Here is a 14,468-nt window from a genome sequence, read left to right on the forward strand (position 1 = left end):
CGATTCGGCCCACGGCCGGTCATGAGGCCGGGTGCTCGGTCAACGCGCGGATCTCGGTGACCAGCGTCTCCAGCGGAGTGCTCGTCGGAAAAACCGCGGCGGCACCGGCTTCCAGCAGCCGCGGCACGTCCGCCTGCGGGATGGTGCCGCCGACGACGACCGCGATGTCGCCCGCGTCGGCGGCGCGCAGCGCGCCCACCACCCGCGTAGTGAGCGCGACGTGCGCGCCGGAGAGGATGCTCAGGCCGACGACGGCCACGTCCTCTTGCAGCGCGATGGCGACGATGTCCTCGATACGCTGCCGGATCCCGGTGTAGATGACCTCGAACCCGGCGTCGCGCAGCGTGCGGGCGACGATCTTGGCGCCGCGGTCGTGCCCGTCCAGGCCCGGTTTGGCGACCAGTACGCGGGCGGGCATCAGAAGACCACCGGCTGCTGGAACTCGCCCCACACCGACTTCAGCGCGGCGGTCATCTCGCCGACCGTGCAGTAGGCGTTGGCGCAATCGATGAGGCGGTGCATGAGGTTCTCGTCTCCTTCCGCGGCACGCGACAGGGCTGCGAGGCTGTCGCGGACGGTTGCGGCGTCGCGCTCGGATCGCACTCGCGCCAGTCGCTTCAACTGCCGTTCGCGCCCGTCGGCGTCGAGTTCGTAGGTGCCGATGTCCGGTGCGGGCTCGTCGGAGACGAACGTGTTCACCCCGACCACCGGGCGTTCGCCCGACTCCACCGCCTGGTGCAGCCGGTAGGCCTCGTCGGCGATCAGGCCCTGCAGGTAACCGTCCTCGATGCAGCGCACCATGCCGCCGTGCTGCTCCAGATCGCGCATGATCTCGACGATCTTGGCCTCGGTGGCGTCGGTGAGCGCCTCGACGAAGTAGGAGCCGCCGAGCGGGTCGGCCACCCGGGTCACCCCGGTCTCGTAGGCGAGCACCTGCTGGGTGCGCAGCGCCAACGTGGCGGATTCCTCGCTGGGCAGCGCGAACGGCTCGTCCCACGCGGCGGTGAACATCGACTGCACGCCGCCGAGCACCGAGGCCAGCGCCTCGTAGGCGACGCGCACCAGGTTGTTCTGCGCCTGCGGCGCGTAGAGCGAGGCGCCGCCGGCCACACAGCCGAAGCGGAACATCGACGCCTTGTCAGTGCTCGCGCCGTACCGCTCACGCACGATGGTGGCCCAGCGGCGGCGTCCGGCCCGGTATTTCGCGATCTCCTCGAAGAAGTCGCCGTGCGTGTAGAAGAAGAACGAGATCTGCGGGGCGAACTGATCGATCGTCATCCGGCCGCGCTCGATCACGGTGTCGCAGTAGGTGACGCCGTCGGCCAGCGTGAAGGCCATCTCCTGCACGGCATTCGCCCCGGCGTCGCGAAAGTGCGCACCCGCCACCGAGATCGCGTTGAACCGCGGCACCTCGGCCGCGCAGAACTCGATGGTGTCGGCGATCAGGCGCAGCGACGGCTCCGGCGGCCAGATCCAGGTGCCGCGCGAGGCGTACTCCTTGAGGATGTCGTTCTGGATCGTGCCGGTGAGCTTCGCGCGCGGCACGCCCTTCTTCTCCGCGGCGGCCACGTAGAAGGCCAGCAGGATCGCGGCGGTGCCGTTGATGGTGAAGCTGGTGCTGATCCGGTCCAGCGGGATGCCGTCGAAGAGGACCTCGGCGTCGGCGAGGGTGTCCACCGCGACACCGACCCGGCCGACCTCCTCGCTCACCTCGGGGTCGTCGGAGTCGTATCCGCACTGGGTGGGCAGATCGAGCGCGACCGAGAGCCCGGTACCGCCCTGTTCCAGCAGGTAGCGGTAGCGGCGGTTGGACTCCTCGGCGGTACCGAAGCCGGAGTACTGCCGGAACGTCCACAACCGTCCCCGGTAACCGGTGGCGAAGTTGCCGCGGGTGAAGGGGTAGGCGCCCGGTGCGGGTGGGTCACCGCGCCGCGCGTCCGGTCCGTAGCTCGGCTCCAGCGGGATGCCGGACGAGGTCTGCACTTGGTTGTTCATCGTTGAATACGGTACTTGCGAAAAAGGAGAATGCCAATACCATTCGGTGGCAGGGCCGGGCCCGGCCGCCCGCCACGACCGAGGAGAACGATGTCCGACCAGCACCGACAGCTGACCGATCGCACCGTGGTGGTGTCCGGAGCGAGCCGCGGCATCGGGTTGGCGATAGCCATCGCCGCCGCCGAAGCGGGCGCCGACGTGGTGCTGCTGGCCAAGACCGCCGAACCACACCCCCGCCTGCCCGGCACCGTCTACACCGCGGCCGCCGAAGTGGAAGCCGCGGGTGGGCGAGCCGCCGCCGTGGTCGGGGACGTGCGCGACGAAGCGGACGTGCGGCGGGTAGTCGAGACCGCCGTGCAGCGGTTCGGCGGCATCGATGTCTGCGTGCACAACGCCAGCGCGATAGCCACCGATCCGACCGAGCGCCTGTCGATCAAGAAGTTCGACCTGATGCAGGACATCAACATCCGCGGCATGTTCCTGCTGACCAAGGCGTGCCTGCCACATCTGCGCGACTCGGCCAACCCGCACGTGCTGACCATCGCGCCGCCGGTGAATTTGAACCCCCGCTGGCTCGGCGCCCACCCGGCCTACACCCTCGCCAAGTACGGGATGACCCTGCTGTCCCAGGGCTGGGCGGCCGAATTCGCCGACGCTGGAATCGGTTTCAACTGCCTGTGGCCGCAGACCTACATCGCCACCTCCGCGGTCGCCAACCTGGCCGACGGCGAGCGGCAGCTCGCCTCCGCCCGCAGTCCGCGGATCATGGCCGACGCCGCCCTCGCGATCATGACCCGGCCCGCGAAACAGGTCACCGGCAACTGCTTCATCGACGCGGACGCGTTGTCGCTCTACGCCGGGATCGATGATCTGTCCGGGTACGGCGGCGGCGAAAACCCCACGCCGGATCTGTTTCTGGACTGACGAGAAGGCGGATCGTAGGCAACAGCAGCCGGTTCCGTCGGCCCGTGCGGACCGTTCGGTGGCCCAGGGATGATCGACTGCACCAGCGCCTTGATCTCATCGAACGTCGGCGCCTGCCGCGGTGCGGATGGATCGAAGTCGCTGGTCTCGGTGCGGCGCACCGCGTCCGTGACTTCGCCGTGAGCTCCAAGATCCGGCACCCGGATTACCTACCGGAGGTTGCCTGACGCGGTACTAGCAGCGTTCATACTGACGCGCGTAGGCCTGCGACTCCGGTGAAACATCGCGCCAGGATGGCTGGCAACCACCGATGAAGACCGCGAAAACGGGGCCGTTGCGTGTTTCGATCGTGTAGTTGACCACGGCACCGGGTTGGGCCAAGTAGGGAAGATGCCTTTCGGCGAGTTGTGTCGCCTGCGCAGCGGTGAGTTGCTCTCCGACAGGAGGATATATCGCGACGTCCAGGGTGCGGCCTGCTTTGCCGGGCGGGTCGTATACGGAAATATCGACGAAGAATGGGGTGGGTTGATCGGTCAGGAACCACTCCCACATCTCGAGTTCGCTATTGGACGGGAAGCGGAGTAGGCCGGGCGGGAAGATGGGTTTGCGGCCCGAGTTTTGCCACCCGGGTTCCAGTCTCGAGCGATTCTTGGACCCGATCTCCACAGCAATGGTGGACACCGTCCAATCGTTGGGCGCCAGTTCGGGAAAGTCCTGGATGATTCGGCGCATCGCCGCGGTGGCACGGTGGGGCTCCGCCCCGGAGCCCGCTTCGACGGTGATGACGTTGCTCATCTGGTCTACGTCGATGCCGCGTGACGACCAGTGCACCTGTGTACCGGGGGCCGAGACTCTCACCCAGGTGTGTGCCGAGTTCGCTTCCCTGCTCACGTCCCGACCGAACCGCCAATTCGCAGAATAAGAGTGCGTCATCCGGTCGAGATCGACCACGGTCTCGTCGCCTTGGTAGCGCGGCGGAAGCTGCTGGGCGCCCATGGCACGCACCACGGCCGCGGCCTCGTCCGGTGTGGCGCCATCCTCGAGCTGCACATCCAGCAGGGAATCGTACGTGCGGGACTTGCCCTCGTAATCGAACCAATGTGACGCATCGACCACCCCCGGAAGAGCCTGGATGGCCGTCTCGATCACCTGCGACCAGCTGTCACGCTCGGCCTGGTCGGGTCCTTGCACCGGTATAGAACATCCAGTCAGCAGGACTACCGCCATCATCAATATCACGGCGGGGACGGTGAAGCGCATAGCGTTCATCCTGCCAGCAGTCGGCGTGTGCGGGGTGGCCGAGGAAGGGAGGCACGTGAGTACGTCTGCGTCGCAGCGCGATACGGCGAACAATCCCGTCGCGTCAACGGTGTCACCGCTCACCGGCTGCGGATCAACCCGCCAATTCGGGCAGCTACGGCATCAGCTTTCCGGACGCGGCACTCGTGTCTTTTCAGTCACCGGTTCAGATAAGGCCGGGCCGGTCGGGGTTAGCGGACGGTATTTGAAACAGTGGTAACCAGACTGGCTGAAGACGGTTATCGCCAACGTGGAGGCTGCACCGCCCCGCATTCGACGGCAGGTAGCAGTGCGGTTAAACCGCGGCGGTTGGACCGGCGGCTGTCGCCTGAGACGATCGCCGAGTTGGCGGAGGGCTATCTGGTTGGTGCATCGATGAATCTGCGGTGTGAGCGGACGTAGCGTCGTAGCGGGGACCGCCCACGCTCATTGCGCGAATATGGCACACGCGGCCCCACGATCGTCCCGGTTGTGTCGACGATTGACGTGGAGCCTCCAGGGAACGCGCACTGGTTCATCGACATGGCAAAGAGACGTCTCAGGGTGCTGTCGCGGGGCGCGTCAGTGTCGCCATAGCGAGCATTTATAGCCGAAACGTCTGATATGCGCTTGCCTCTGCGGCGTGTTTTCCGATTCAGGTGCGATGTAGCAGTATCCAGAGGCGCTTCGGTCTTTGGTCCTGTTGGTAGCGCGAGCCAACCCGTCTCCCGGTCTGCTTGACTGGTTGCCGTGTCGAACCACAGCACCACAACCCGCATCCGCACCCTTGACGGCCTCCATCTGGCGACCACCCTTGTCACCCCTGACCAACCAGCAGCGCACGCGGTCGTCCTCGTTCACGGTGGTGGCGTCACCAGGGAAGAGGGTGGATTCTTCACCCGGCTGGCCTCCGGCCTCGCTGACGCTGGCGTGGCGTCGCTCCGGTTCGATCTTCGCGGCCACGGTGACAGCGAAGGCCGACAGGAGGAGCTGACGCTCTCCACGATCCTCAACGACATCCGCGTTGCCATGGCTGAGTTGCGCAAGTGGACCGGTGCGACGGAGATCAGTCTCCTGGGAGCCAGCTTCGGCGGTGGGATCACGGCCTACTACGCCGCCAAGCGGCCGGATGAGCCATATCGATTGGTGCTGCTCAATCCACAGTTCGACTACAAGAAGCGCACCATCGACACTCGCGACTACTGGCAGAACGACGTCATCAGCGACGAGCGGGCAAAGGAGCTGAACGAGACCGGCGCGGTTCAGTTCACGCCAACACTGAAGCACGGTCGGCCGCTGCTCAACGAAGTGTTCTGGTTGAAGCCAAACGAAATTCTCGGTGAGGTTACGACCCCGACCCTGATCGTCCACGGCAACGCCGACACCTTGGTGCCGATCGACGGCTCGCGTGCCGCCGTCGCTCAGTTCACCGCGCCGGTGGAATTGGTCGAGATCGAGGGATCGCAGCACGGCTTCGCGGTGCACGATGATCCGAAGTACCTGGACCCCAAGAGCCAGGAGTATCAGGCCGAGGTCATTGAGATCGTTTCCAACTGGCTGACGACCGGATCACCGTCACGGCAGTAGCATGTCGTGGAGTTGGCGCACCATCGGCCGGTGCCGCCAGGTGTCGAGTGATCTCATGACCTCGATGACTACGTTCATCGTTCGCTCCGAGCGAGTTTCGCGGGCAACGCCGACCGACTGGACCGCGATCCGTGCGGCTTCGTCCGGTTCGCCGCTCAGCGCCAGTGCCTTGGCTTGCCGTGCGCCGAAGAATCCCGTGTCGCGCCGCGACAAGGAACCGCTGCTGAGCACCTGGCCGAACAATTGGGCGGCGACTTGCGGTTTGCCTGCTTCGGTGTAGCAGACAGCAGCGCGAAGGCGAAGGGTGTTCTGGTTGAAGTAGCTCATCACCTCCTCACCATTGGCCGTTACGGCTGCGTTCAGCATCTGTTCGGCAGTATCCAGGTGCTGCTTCACCGCTTTGACCGGTTCGCCGAGCATGGCCATCCCGAGTGCTTCTTGCTGCATCGCTTCGGCTTTGACCTGAGAGGGAAGCTGCCATGGCCCCTCGTTGGCGGCTTGAGCCAGCGTCATAAGCGTGCCGGTGTCTCTTGTCTCGTAGGCCATTTGGGATTTCTTCAGCAGCACGTAGCCCTGCATCGGCAGACTGCCCGCGGCTTGTGCCCACTCCATCGCCCGGTCATAGAGGAAGGTGGCGGTGACGGGATCGTGCAGATCCCGGTAGAGCCAACCAGCAAATTCGGCACCATCGGAGCCGAGCGCGAGCAGTTTTCGTCGAACCGCGGGTTGAACATCTCGGACGTGCCGGCGAATCGCCCCGATCACCGCGAGCGTCAACGGCAACGCTTCCGACGGGCCAAGGGAACCATCGTCCGCCTTACATCGGGCCAGCTGATGGCGAAAGAATTCCACGACAGTGCCGTCGAAGTAGCGGCGGGCGTCCTCCAGCGCCTGGCTTACCTGGTGGAGGTCATCGGTATGGCCTGACGGTGCTGGCCCCGTGCCATCAGTGACTAACCATTGCGCCAAGGCGACGGCATCGTGGTGTCGGGCTGGTATGACGCCACCTGTGGTGTCCTCGACAGTCGGCAGCTTGAACCACAGCAGTTCGCCTGGAATGCCGAGGATCTCGGCCCACCGAATCAACTTGGATATCTGTTCGGGCGCGGGGCCTTTTTCGATCCGACTGAGCTGAGCCTGCGTGAGATCTAGCCAGTTGGCCATCACCTCTTGGGGCAATTGGCGCCCGTGAAAAGGATGAGTCCGGTAGGCGTGAATAACGCGGCCGATGTGCCAGGTTGCACAGGCGTCCCGCATTTGATCGGTCAGCCAGAACTCCGGTGGCACGCCCGGCGGACGATGGCGTTCATCGCGGGCGTTACTGCCGCAGGGGTTACAGAGGGTTTCGGCGTTGTAGCTGTTGAGCCTGCCACCGCAGCGGGCGCAGTACCGCTGCGGCTTCGGTACCGGCGTCATGGCTGTCCCCCTCCCGCGTTCGGTCGGTCCTCCTGGGTTCTTAACGACCACCCCCGCTTTGGTCGCGTGACCCTACCAGGGCTTGACAGGTGGCGCTATGCGTTTCATACATACCCCGAATACGCCCTTGTCGTGGCCCTTTTCGCCCCAGCAATCGACCCTTGGGCGGTCACGAAAACCTTGCGAGGAAAGGGTAGGCCGTGGCGTTGTCCCTAGTAGTTCCCATCTTTGGTCCGCCAGCAGCGGGCAAAACGACGCTGACGATGCAGCTCGGATCGTCATCTGGGCGCCGGATGTTCCGGCTGCGCGAGCATGTCTCTCAGGAAGTGCTGGCCGCAACGGCAGTCACGCCGGAGCAGTTGGGTTGGATCGACGACTACACCGTCGACGCGGCACTCCGCTCCTACTTCGAGACCGTCAATTCGGATCCGGAGGTCCAGGCGGTTCTGCTCGACAACTTTCCCGGTTCCGCGGCGCAGGTTGATCAGCTACCGGCGATCCTGTGGTCGTTGACGCCCTGCCACATCGAGGCCATCGAAGTGGTGACCGATGTCAAGACGCTCCGGCAGCGGGCTCGGAATCGGAAGGTCTGCCATCGCTGCGAGCGTGACCCGATCAACGATCCCCGCCTGCCAGCGATCCCGAGTGATGCCGACCCGTGGCAGTGCAGCCGGTGCGGGGGCCTGCTGCATCCCAGACGCGGCGATTCACCGCGCCTGTTCAAAGCGCGGATGCAGCGCTACCACCAGACGGCAGTCGGTATCCGTGATGCCTTCGCCCGTGCCGACGTCACTGTCACCCAGCTCGACACCACCAACACCATCGACGGGGCGGCCACTTTGCTTGCCCCGCTGCTTATCTCACGGAGCGCACCACGATGACGACCGTCGATCTGCCCACCCCTGGTATCCGAGCCAACGACGACAGCTATGGCCATGCCCGTATGCCCCGTGGGGCAGATGTTCCCGAACCGAACCGGATCGACCGCGTCGCTTACGGCCGGTTCCGCAACGTCTACCTCTACATCACCGAAGCCTGCCAACTGCGCTGCGAGCACTGCTACATGGGCGAACGGTTGGACCGGGCACTCAAGATGCCCTTACCTCAGATTGTGGACACCCTCACCACCTGGCGGCGGATGGGCGGTGACAAGCTGACCATCCTCGGTGGCGAACCCACGCTGCACCCGCACTACTGCGAAGCAATTCGTCTCAGCCGGAAATTGGGCTACGAGCACGTCATCACCACGACCAACGCCCAGAAGCCCGCGCTCAAGAAGTTTCGCCAACTTGAACCCGACGATTTCGCCTACATCCAAGTCAGTTTGGACGGAGGTAGCGGCGACAGCCACGACGCGATCCGTGGGGCGGGTACCTTCACCCAGGCGCTGGAAACCACCGCCGAGCTGACCCGCCGCGGTTTCGACACCCGCATCATCTGCACGGTGAACAAGGCGAACGAGCAGGACGTGCTGGAGCTACTGGACATTGCCGACCACCTCGGCGTCAGCCTGGTGAAGTTCCATGTCTTCTCGACCATCGGCACCGGCCACGGCAATGCTGACATAGCCATGACACCGCCGGAATGGGTGGCCTTCTGCGATCGGCTGAATGAAGTGGCGCCGCAGTACGACACGCGGGTGTGGTACCAGCCGACCTATGCCCGGCGTGACCAAATGGAGCGCTACGCCGCCGAGGGCTACCAAGGGTGCATCGGTCGGACCCTGGATCGCATCTCGATCTTCCCGGACGGCCGCTGCTACGTCTGCTCCTACCTGTTCGACACCGATCTGTACTTCGCCCAGATGGTCGACGGTCAGGTGCAACTGAACCACGGAGTAAATGAGTTCGACCTGTTCACCAGCGCGCTGGCCGAAAGCTCCTGCGCCGGTTGCAAAGCCAGCGCCTGCCAAGGCGGCTGCCCGGCCGAGGAGCTGGTGATGGGCAAAGCGTCGTGTGCTACCTACGACGACATCGTGCCGGTCTGCCGGTTGTGGAAGTCCAGCGCCAAACCCGAAAGCGAGCCTGCCTGATGGACACCATGGACACCTTGGTCGAGAGTCTCCGCGACCTGGATTGGAACGATATTGACGCCGTCGAAACCGCCTGCATCGAGGTACTCGATATCTTGGTCGAGGACCCGAGCATCGTGCGCGATCGGATCACCGTCCTGCCCGCCAGGCCGGAGTTGTTCACCCTGTGCGAGCACTACGACATCCTGGACAAGCTGGTGCTGCACGATGATGCCGAGGCCGGCTTTCGAGTTCGGTTGCACATCTTCCTGCCCGGCTACTTCGACCGGCCACACAACCACCGGTGGAGCTACGCCAGCCGTATCCTGCGCGGTCAGTACCGGCACTTCCTGTTCGGCAATGCCGAGGTGGACGAACATGTCGATCCGGCCAAACTGCCAGTGCTGCAGGCGCGGGAGGAACTTGTCGGTTCCAGCTACGCTGTGCACCACTCGATGGTGCACGCCGTGGTGGCCGAGCCTTACACCGCCTCGTTGGTCATCCGGGGTCCGGCCGTCAAGGATCGCTTCCTGGTGATGGACCGACTGACGAACGAAGCCTGGTGGCAGTACGGAGTCAAGCAGGAATCCGAAAAAGACGCAGAACACAAGCGGCTGACCCCCGAACGCCTCGATTGGCTGATCGGGCAGCTGAATGAGTGGAAACTGTTCTGAACTTCGCAAACGATCAAGATCGACTGTCGGTCCCTAGGCTTACGGTCTGTCCGTGAGCTGAGCACAGTGAGCACGAAGAAGTGCAAATACTGCAATGGGCCGGTCCGCTACGTCGACAGCCCCATCGAAAGCTACGGCGCTGGCGAACCGGCCCGGGTCGACCGGATGTACTACTGCCTATGTGGCTGCGACATGTCGCGCCTTACTGGTGAGTGTGGTCACGACACGCATCGGATCAGCTAGCGTGGCGTGATTGTCGGAGCTCGAGTCCACCGCCGGCGACGACGGCCTCCAGCTCCGGCAGCGTCGGCAGCGTCGAACCGTGGTGCCGTGCGCACCGCAGTGCCCCACTCGCCGACCCGAGCACCATACTTCGGTCCATCGACCACCCTTCCCGCAAGCCATACAGCAGCCCGCCCGAGAACGCGGCGCCAGCGCAGTGGGTATGTCGTACCGTCACCGGAAAGGCAGGCGCGGCAACTTCGTCCGTGAGGCTCACCGCTACCGCCCCATAGGCTCCAGCCGTCACCACCACCCAGGCCGCATTCGTTCAGAAGCGATCGGGCGACGGAAAACGCCTCGGCGTGGGCGCGGTCGGGACATTGGTTTGCACGAGCAGTTTTTCGTAGCCGGCCGCCGCGGACCGAATCCCATCCGATAGCGGCGATCCGCCGGGGTTGACCAGCACCGGCACCTGCACCGCACGCGCGGCTTCGATCACGCGCACCGCAGCCGCGTCGATGAGCTGGTAGGCATCGACGTACACGTACGACGCAGCGGCGATCGGCGACAGGTCGACAGCGGCGAGTTGCTCCCCCACCCCCGGCAGATGCGCGAACCACGTCCGGGTGTGGTGGCCGTCAGCGATCACCACGATCCACGGCGTGACGACTTCGGGATCGGACATGACGGTCGTTGTGACATTGCTCCGTTGCAGCCAGGAGCGGACCGTCCGGCCGTCCTGATCGTCACCAATATTGTTAACTACGATAATGGTTGGAACATCGTGCGGCCAGGACTGCCGCGGTCATCGGGCCATCGGCAGCGATGGACTGCTCCGTGGTCCGAACCTCGGCACCATGGTTGACAACCGGAAACAGCGGCACGCTCCACAGTTCGGCCAGGGCAAGATACGAGACACAGACAATTGGGCCGTCGTCGCGCGCCGCCATCACAACTACCAGCCGTAGATCGAGAAGGACGTGCTCTTGGCGATCTGCTGCATGGCCTCACGGCAATAGCCGATCATGTGGGCGGGCAGAGCATCTGCCGCGAACCACTGAAGCTCGCTGCATTTGTCCGGTTCCAGGTTGGTGGGCTCTCCCTGCCACGACCGGACGGTGAAGAAGAACGCCATCCGGCCACCCGAGGACGAGTTGTGCATGATGTGGCTGAACTGCACATCCGCGGGCGCGATCGTCACGCCGATCTCCTCGTCGGCTTCACGGATCAGAGCGTCGATGACGGATTCGCCGGCCTCGAGGTGCCCCGACGGCAGATGCCATGCCTCATCTTCATATCCGGTGTTCTGACGCCGGCCGAACAGCACTTCATTGCCGCGGCGCAGCAGCAGATGGACATCGCCGGTGACCTTGTGACGCGGAGGCTTGGTTTCGTGATTGGATTCAGTCGTGACGCTCATACCGACGCGTTTCCTTTCATCCTGAATTGTGCCGCTGACCTGGTAATTTTCCGAACTTAGGGGTGAGTCACGCCGAGCCTAATCCCTTGGTGACGTCTGGCCTATACGCCGGACGCATAACGCGGCGAGCCAACGCGGTATAGCCCTTGACCAGGGGTAACGCGAACTCTGGACCACATCCAGCACGTGGAGAAACGGTCAAACCGCCAGGGAGGCAACCGGAATGGGCACCAAGTCGCGTCATATTCACATCGAAAGCGGTGCCCTGACGCTCGATTACCAGGCCAGCGCCGAACAAGCACAGAGCGTGGCGGACGAGTTGTCCAGCGGCGGCTATGCCGACCTGCAGCTAGTGGTGACGATCGACGACAACGTTCCCGAATACCTGCCGCCGTTGCCGTGTGCGGAGCTGTGGGAGTGAGGGTCGCAGGAAGGAGCTGTTGATGCCGTCACATCCCGGACAGCACAGAACCTTTGTTCAAGCCGATGGCAAGCTGGCCGAGTTCGTGTGCCAGGTGTCGTTGATCGAGCTAACCGTCGAACGCGCCCGAGAACTGCGGTATATCCACCGGCTCCACCATCCGGACGAGTGCATCGTGCACGTGGAGGCAGCGTATCTGCTGCTCATAGGGGAAGACGACTGCTGAGCGGAATGTCGGCCTACCTCGTCATGGTCCTGTGGCCCGCCTCAGTCTTCGTCGCTGCGGTGCTGAGCTTCCGGGTTGGTCGGTGGTGGGCGGCGGTTCAGACAGACACTCATTACCCTGTCACGTTCATCCGGCGTCACAGTGACGCGATAAGTCCGACCGAAGCCTCAGCCGACAACAGCGAGGATGACAGTTTCTGGCTGCCTCGTTCGCCGGCCTCGACGCCGGACCGGTGGGTAGAAGATGAAGTCGGCAAGGGCAATCCGGGCGATACTCAATCGGAGATGGAAGCCGCCACCCACCCGATAGAACTGGTGCCGACCCAGGCCAAAGCTGGGCGATGGTGGCGAGAGGATCAGGACACAGAGGTTTTGCCGCGGTTGCAGGACATCCGGCCTCCTATGCGGGCGACGCCAATTCGGCGGCCACCTTGGGTTGGGAAGCATCGACGGGAAGATGGGGGCGGCTGATGCTCGATTTGAATCGTCGTACCTCGCACGATAGATTGCACAACGGCAACTGAATACGCGCGAATTCGATTGGTCCGATGCCCAGGGAGTCCGGATTGATTCGCACCTTCGATATCCTTAGCGTAGGAACTACGACTAGATAACTGCGAAGCGCGGTCATGATCGAATCTGCTCTTGAGCACGATCTCCAACCACCAGTAGCAGGTCTTCGAGATCGCCATGCTCGAGAGCGAAGTTCGCCCCAAGGCGAGCCATGAGGTGTGGCAACAGCACCGAGCACTCGTTCAGCGATCAAGCATGCGGCCTGCTCTTGCGGTTTAGGCCCTGCAATCGGTCCATTCCGGTTGTCTCCACCCGATGTTCTGACAATTCCCGATCGTCCCGGTGATGGCATTCAAAACTGCCGCGGTGCGGTACTTTGGTCCGGTGAGCGACCGGGAGCCACTTGTCCGAGCATTGATCAACCAGGACAAGCCGAACAGGCCTCTCGGGCTGCCCCTTATCAGCCTGCCTTTCGCGCGAAAACGGCTCCGGGGCCAAGAGTGGCGCTAGCCATCACGGAGTGCTGCTGCGGTTCGACCGGTACTCGACAGCACATGCAGTAGGTGGAGAAGGTCTCAGCGCAGCCGGATCCCGATGACTCCACCGGCGGCGACCCGTATTTCACCGGGGTGGATGGGCCGTTCAGTGCTGGACAGCGACTGCGCGGAGCCCCCGCGCCGGACGGCGACGATCTCGGCTCCGATCGCCACGGCCGTCTCCTCCGGAGTCCGACCGCCCAGTTCCAAGCCGATCGGCGAATGCAACCGCCGCAGTTCCGCCTCGGTTAGCCCGGCGGCGCGCAACCGGACCCGGCGGTCTCGGTCGGCCCGGCGTGACCCCATCGCGCCCACGTAGGCCACGGGCAGGCGCAGCGCTTCGGTGAGCACCGGGATATCGAACTTGGGATCGTGGGTCAGGACGCAGATCACCGTGCGGGCGTCGACCGGCGTGCGCCGCAGGTATCGGTCCGGCCAGTCCCGGACCACCTCGTCGGCGTCCGGCATCCGGGCGTGGTCGGCGAAGGCCGGGCGCGCCTCGCACACGGTGACGCGGTACCCCAGCAGCCGGCCGACACTGCACAGCGCGGTGGTGAAATCCGTTGCGCCGAAGACGAGCATGCGCGGCGCGGGCGCGAAGGACTCGACGAACACCGCGCGTTCCCGGTCCGCGCAGCCCACGACGCGAACACCGGTCACGCCGGTGTCGAGCATCGCGCGCGCCTGCCGCACCACCGCGCGGTCGAAGTCCGCGCCGGTGGCGGTCTCGGGCCCCAGCGCGACCACCGCACCGGAGGCCAGGTCACGTACGAACGTCATCGGACCGCTCGTATCGAGCGCGGCCTCGACGGCCGGATACTCCGCGGGCGTGATGCGATGCACGAAGATCTCCAGTTCTCCGCCGCAGGTCAAACCGACTTCGAAGGCGTCGGCGTCGCTGTAGCCGAACGTCCGGCGGACGGGTTCGCCGGATTCGAGCACCTCCAGGCACAGCTCGTAGACCGCGCCCTCCACGCACCCGCCCGACAGGCTGCCGCGGACATTCCCCGATCCGTCCACCGCCATGGTCGCCCCGGCCGGCCGGGGTGCGCTGCCGGTCACGCGCACGACCGTGGCGAGCACGTAGACGGTGTCGGCGGCATGCCAGCGCAACAGATGCGCGGCGAGTTCTCGCATGATGAACCCTCTCGGCGATCGTCTGGGCCCGTTCGGCGGCCCTTCCCGACGCTCCCGGCGTGTGCACCCGACCCAGCGACGAGAATGCTATTCTCGTCCAATACTAGCG

Annotated in this window: 13 protein-coding genes and 1 pseudogene; 7 read left to right on the plus strand and 7 right to left on the minus strand. The window is 64.5% G+C overall.

Annotated features, from left to right (window positions below; genetic code table 11):
* Positions 1–19: 19 nt before the first annotated feature.
* Positions 20–418 carry a cobalamin B12-binding domain-containing protein gene (locus LTT66_RS34425; RefSeq protein WP_233062657.1) on the minus strand — a complete coding sequence of 133 codons (399 nt, stop codon included), beginning with the start codon at positions 416–418 and terminating at the stop codon, positions 20–22.
* A complete protein-coding gene (locus tag LTT66_RS34430) occupies positions 418–1,995 on the minus strand; it encodes a methylmalonyl-CoA mutase family protein (protein WP_233062658.1) in 1,578 nt (525 codons plus the stop codon). Before LTT66_RS34430 ends, LTT66_RS34425 begins: the two co-directional genes overlap by 1 nt.
* 90 nt (positions 1,996–2,085) lie before the next feature.
* Here LTT66_RS34430 and LTT66_RS34435 point away from each other — a divergent pair, with 90 nt between their 5' ends.
* On the plus strand, positions 2,086–2,919 hold the full coding sequence (locus LTT66_RS34435; RefSeq protein ID WP_233062659.1) for an SDR family oxidoreductase: 834 nt from the start codon (positions 2,086–2,088) through the stop codon (positions 2,917–2,919).
* A gap of 234 nt (positions 2,920–3,153) precedes the next feature.
* Here the strand turns inward: LTT66_RS34435 and LTT66_RS34440 are convergent, their stop codons facing one another.
* The gene (locus LTT66_RS34440; RefSeq protein ID WP_233062660.1) at positions 3,154–4,179 is read right to left on the minus strand and encodes a hypothetical protein; all 1,026 of its coding nucleotides are present in this window, start codon (positions 4,177–4,179) and stop codon (positions 3,154–3,156) included.
* A 768-nt stretch (positions 4,180–4,947) separates the two neighbouring features.
* Here LTT66_RS34440 and LTT66_RS34445 point away from each other — a divergent pair.
* Positions 4,948–5,784: an alpha/beta hydrolase gene (locus tag LTT66_RS34445; RefSeq protein ID WP_233062661.1), complete on the plus strand. Its 837-nt coding sequence runs from the start codon at positions 4,948–4,950 to the stop codon at positions 5,782–5,784.
* Here the strand turns inward: LTT66_RS34445 and LTT66_RS34450 are convergent.
* On the minus strand, positions 5,773–7,200 hold the full coding sequence (locus tag LTT66_RS34450) for a helix-turn-helix domain-containing protein (RefSeq protein WP_233062662.1): 1,428 nt from the start codon (positions 7,198–7,200) through the stop codon (positions 5,773–5,775). The two genes, LTT66_RS34445 and LTT66_RS34450, sit on opposite strands and share 12 nt — an antisense overlap.
* Before the next feature lie 263 nt (positions 7,201–7,463).
* On the opposite strand from LTT66_RS34450, the gene LTT66_RS34455 reads away from it, so the two are divergent.
* Genes LTT66_RS34455 through LTT66_RS34465 form a run of 3 tightly spaced genes read left to right on the plus strand, consistent with a single transcriptional unit; the run spans position 7,464 to position 9,885 of the window.
* On the plus strand, positions 7,464–8,081 hold the full coding sequence (locus tag LTT66_RS34455) for an adenylate kinase family protein (protein ID WP_233062663.1): 618 nt from the start codon (positions 7,464–7,466) through the stop codon (positions 8,079–8,081).
* Complete coding sequence (locus tag LTT66_RS34460; protein ID WP_233062664.1) at positions 8,078–9,232, plus strand: radical SAM protein; 1,155 nt, start codon at positions 8,078–8,080, stop codon at positions 9,230–9,232. The genes LTT66_RS34455 and LTT66_RS34460 overlap by 4 nt, the downstream gene beginning before the upstream one ends.
* On the plus strand, positions 9,232–9,885 hold the full coding sequence (locus LTT66_RS34465) for a polysaccharide deacetylase family protein (RefSeq protein WP_233062665.1): 654 nt from the start codon (positions 9,232–9,234) through the stop codon (positions 9,883–9,885). The genes LTT66_RS34460 and LTT66_RS34465 overlap by 1 nt, the downstream gene beginning before the upstream one ends.
* Before the next feature lie 235 nt (positions 9,886–10,120).
* On the opposite strand, the pseudogene LTT66_RS34470 reads toward LTT66_RS34465, so the two are convergent.
* Positions 10,121–10,879 (minus strand): annotated as a pseudogene (locus LTT66_RS34470) (carbohydrate kinase family protein).
* A gap of 183 nt (positions 10,880–11,062) precedes the next feature.
* Complete coding sequence (locus tag LTT66_RS34475; RefSeq protein WP_233062666.1) at positions 11,063–11,527, minus strand: NUDIX hydrolase; 465 nt, start codon at positions 11,525–11,527, stop codon at positions 11,063–11,065.
* A gap of 223 nt (positions 11,528–11,750) precedes the next feature.
* On the opposite strand from LTT66_RS34475, the gene LTT66_RS34480 reads away from it, so the two are divergent.
* Together LTT66_RS34480 and LTT66_RS34485 are read left to right on the plus strand one after the other, a co-directional pair.
* On the plus strand, positions 11,751–11,948 hold the full coding sequence (locus LTT66_RS34480) for a hypothetical protein (RefSeq protein WP_233062667.1): 198 nt from the start codon (positions 11,751–11,753) through the stop codon (positions 11,946–11,948).
* A gap of 22 nt (positions 11,949–11,970) precedes the next feature.
* The gene (locus tag LTT66_RS34485) at positions 11,971–12,174 is read left to right on the plus strand and encodes a hypothetical protein (RefSeq protein WP_233062668.1); all 204 of its coding nucleotides are present in this window, start codon (positions 11,971–11,973) and stop codon (positions 12,172–12,174) included.
* A gap of 1,087 nt (positions 12,175–13,261) precedes the next feature.
* Here LTT66_RS34485 and LTT66_RS34490 read toward each other — a convergent pair.
* Positions 13,262–14,359 (minus strand): XdhC family protein, encoded by a 1,098-nt coding sequence (locus tag LTT66_RS34490; protein ID WP_233062669.1) that lies wholly within the window; start codon positions 14,357–14,359, stop codon positions 13,262–13,264.
* Positions 14,360–14,468 lie beyond the last annotated feature (109 nt).

Origin of the sequence: Nocardia gipuzkoensis, from assembly GCF_021183645.1 — a bacterium.
Lineage (GTDB): Bacteria > Actinomycetota > Actinomycetes > Mycobacteriales > Mycobacteriaceae > Nocardia > Nocardia abscessus.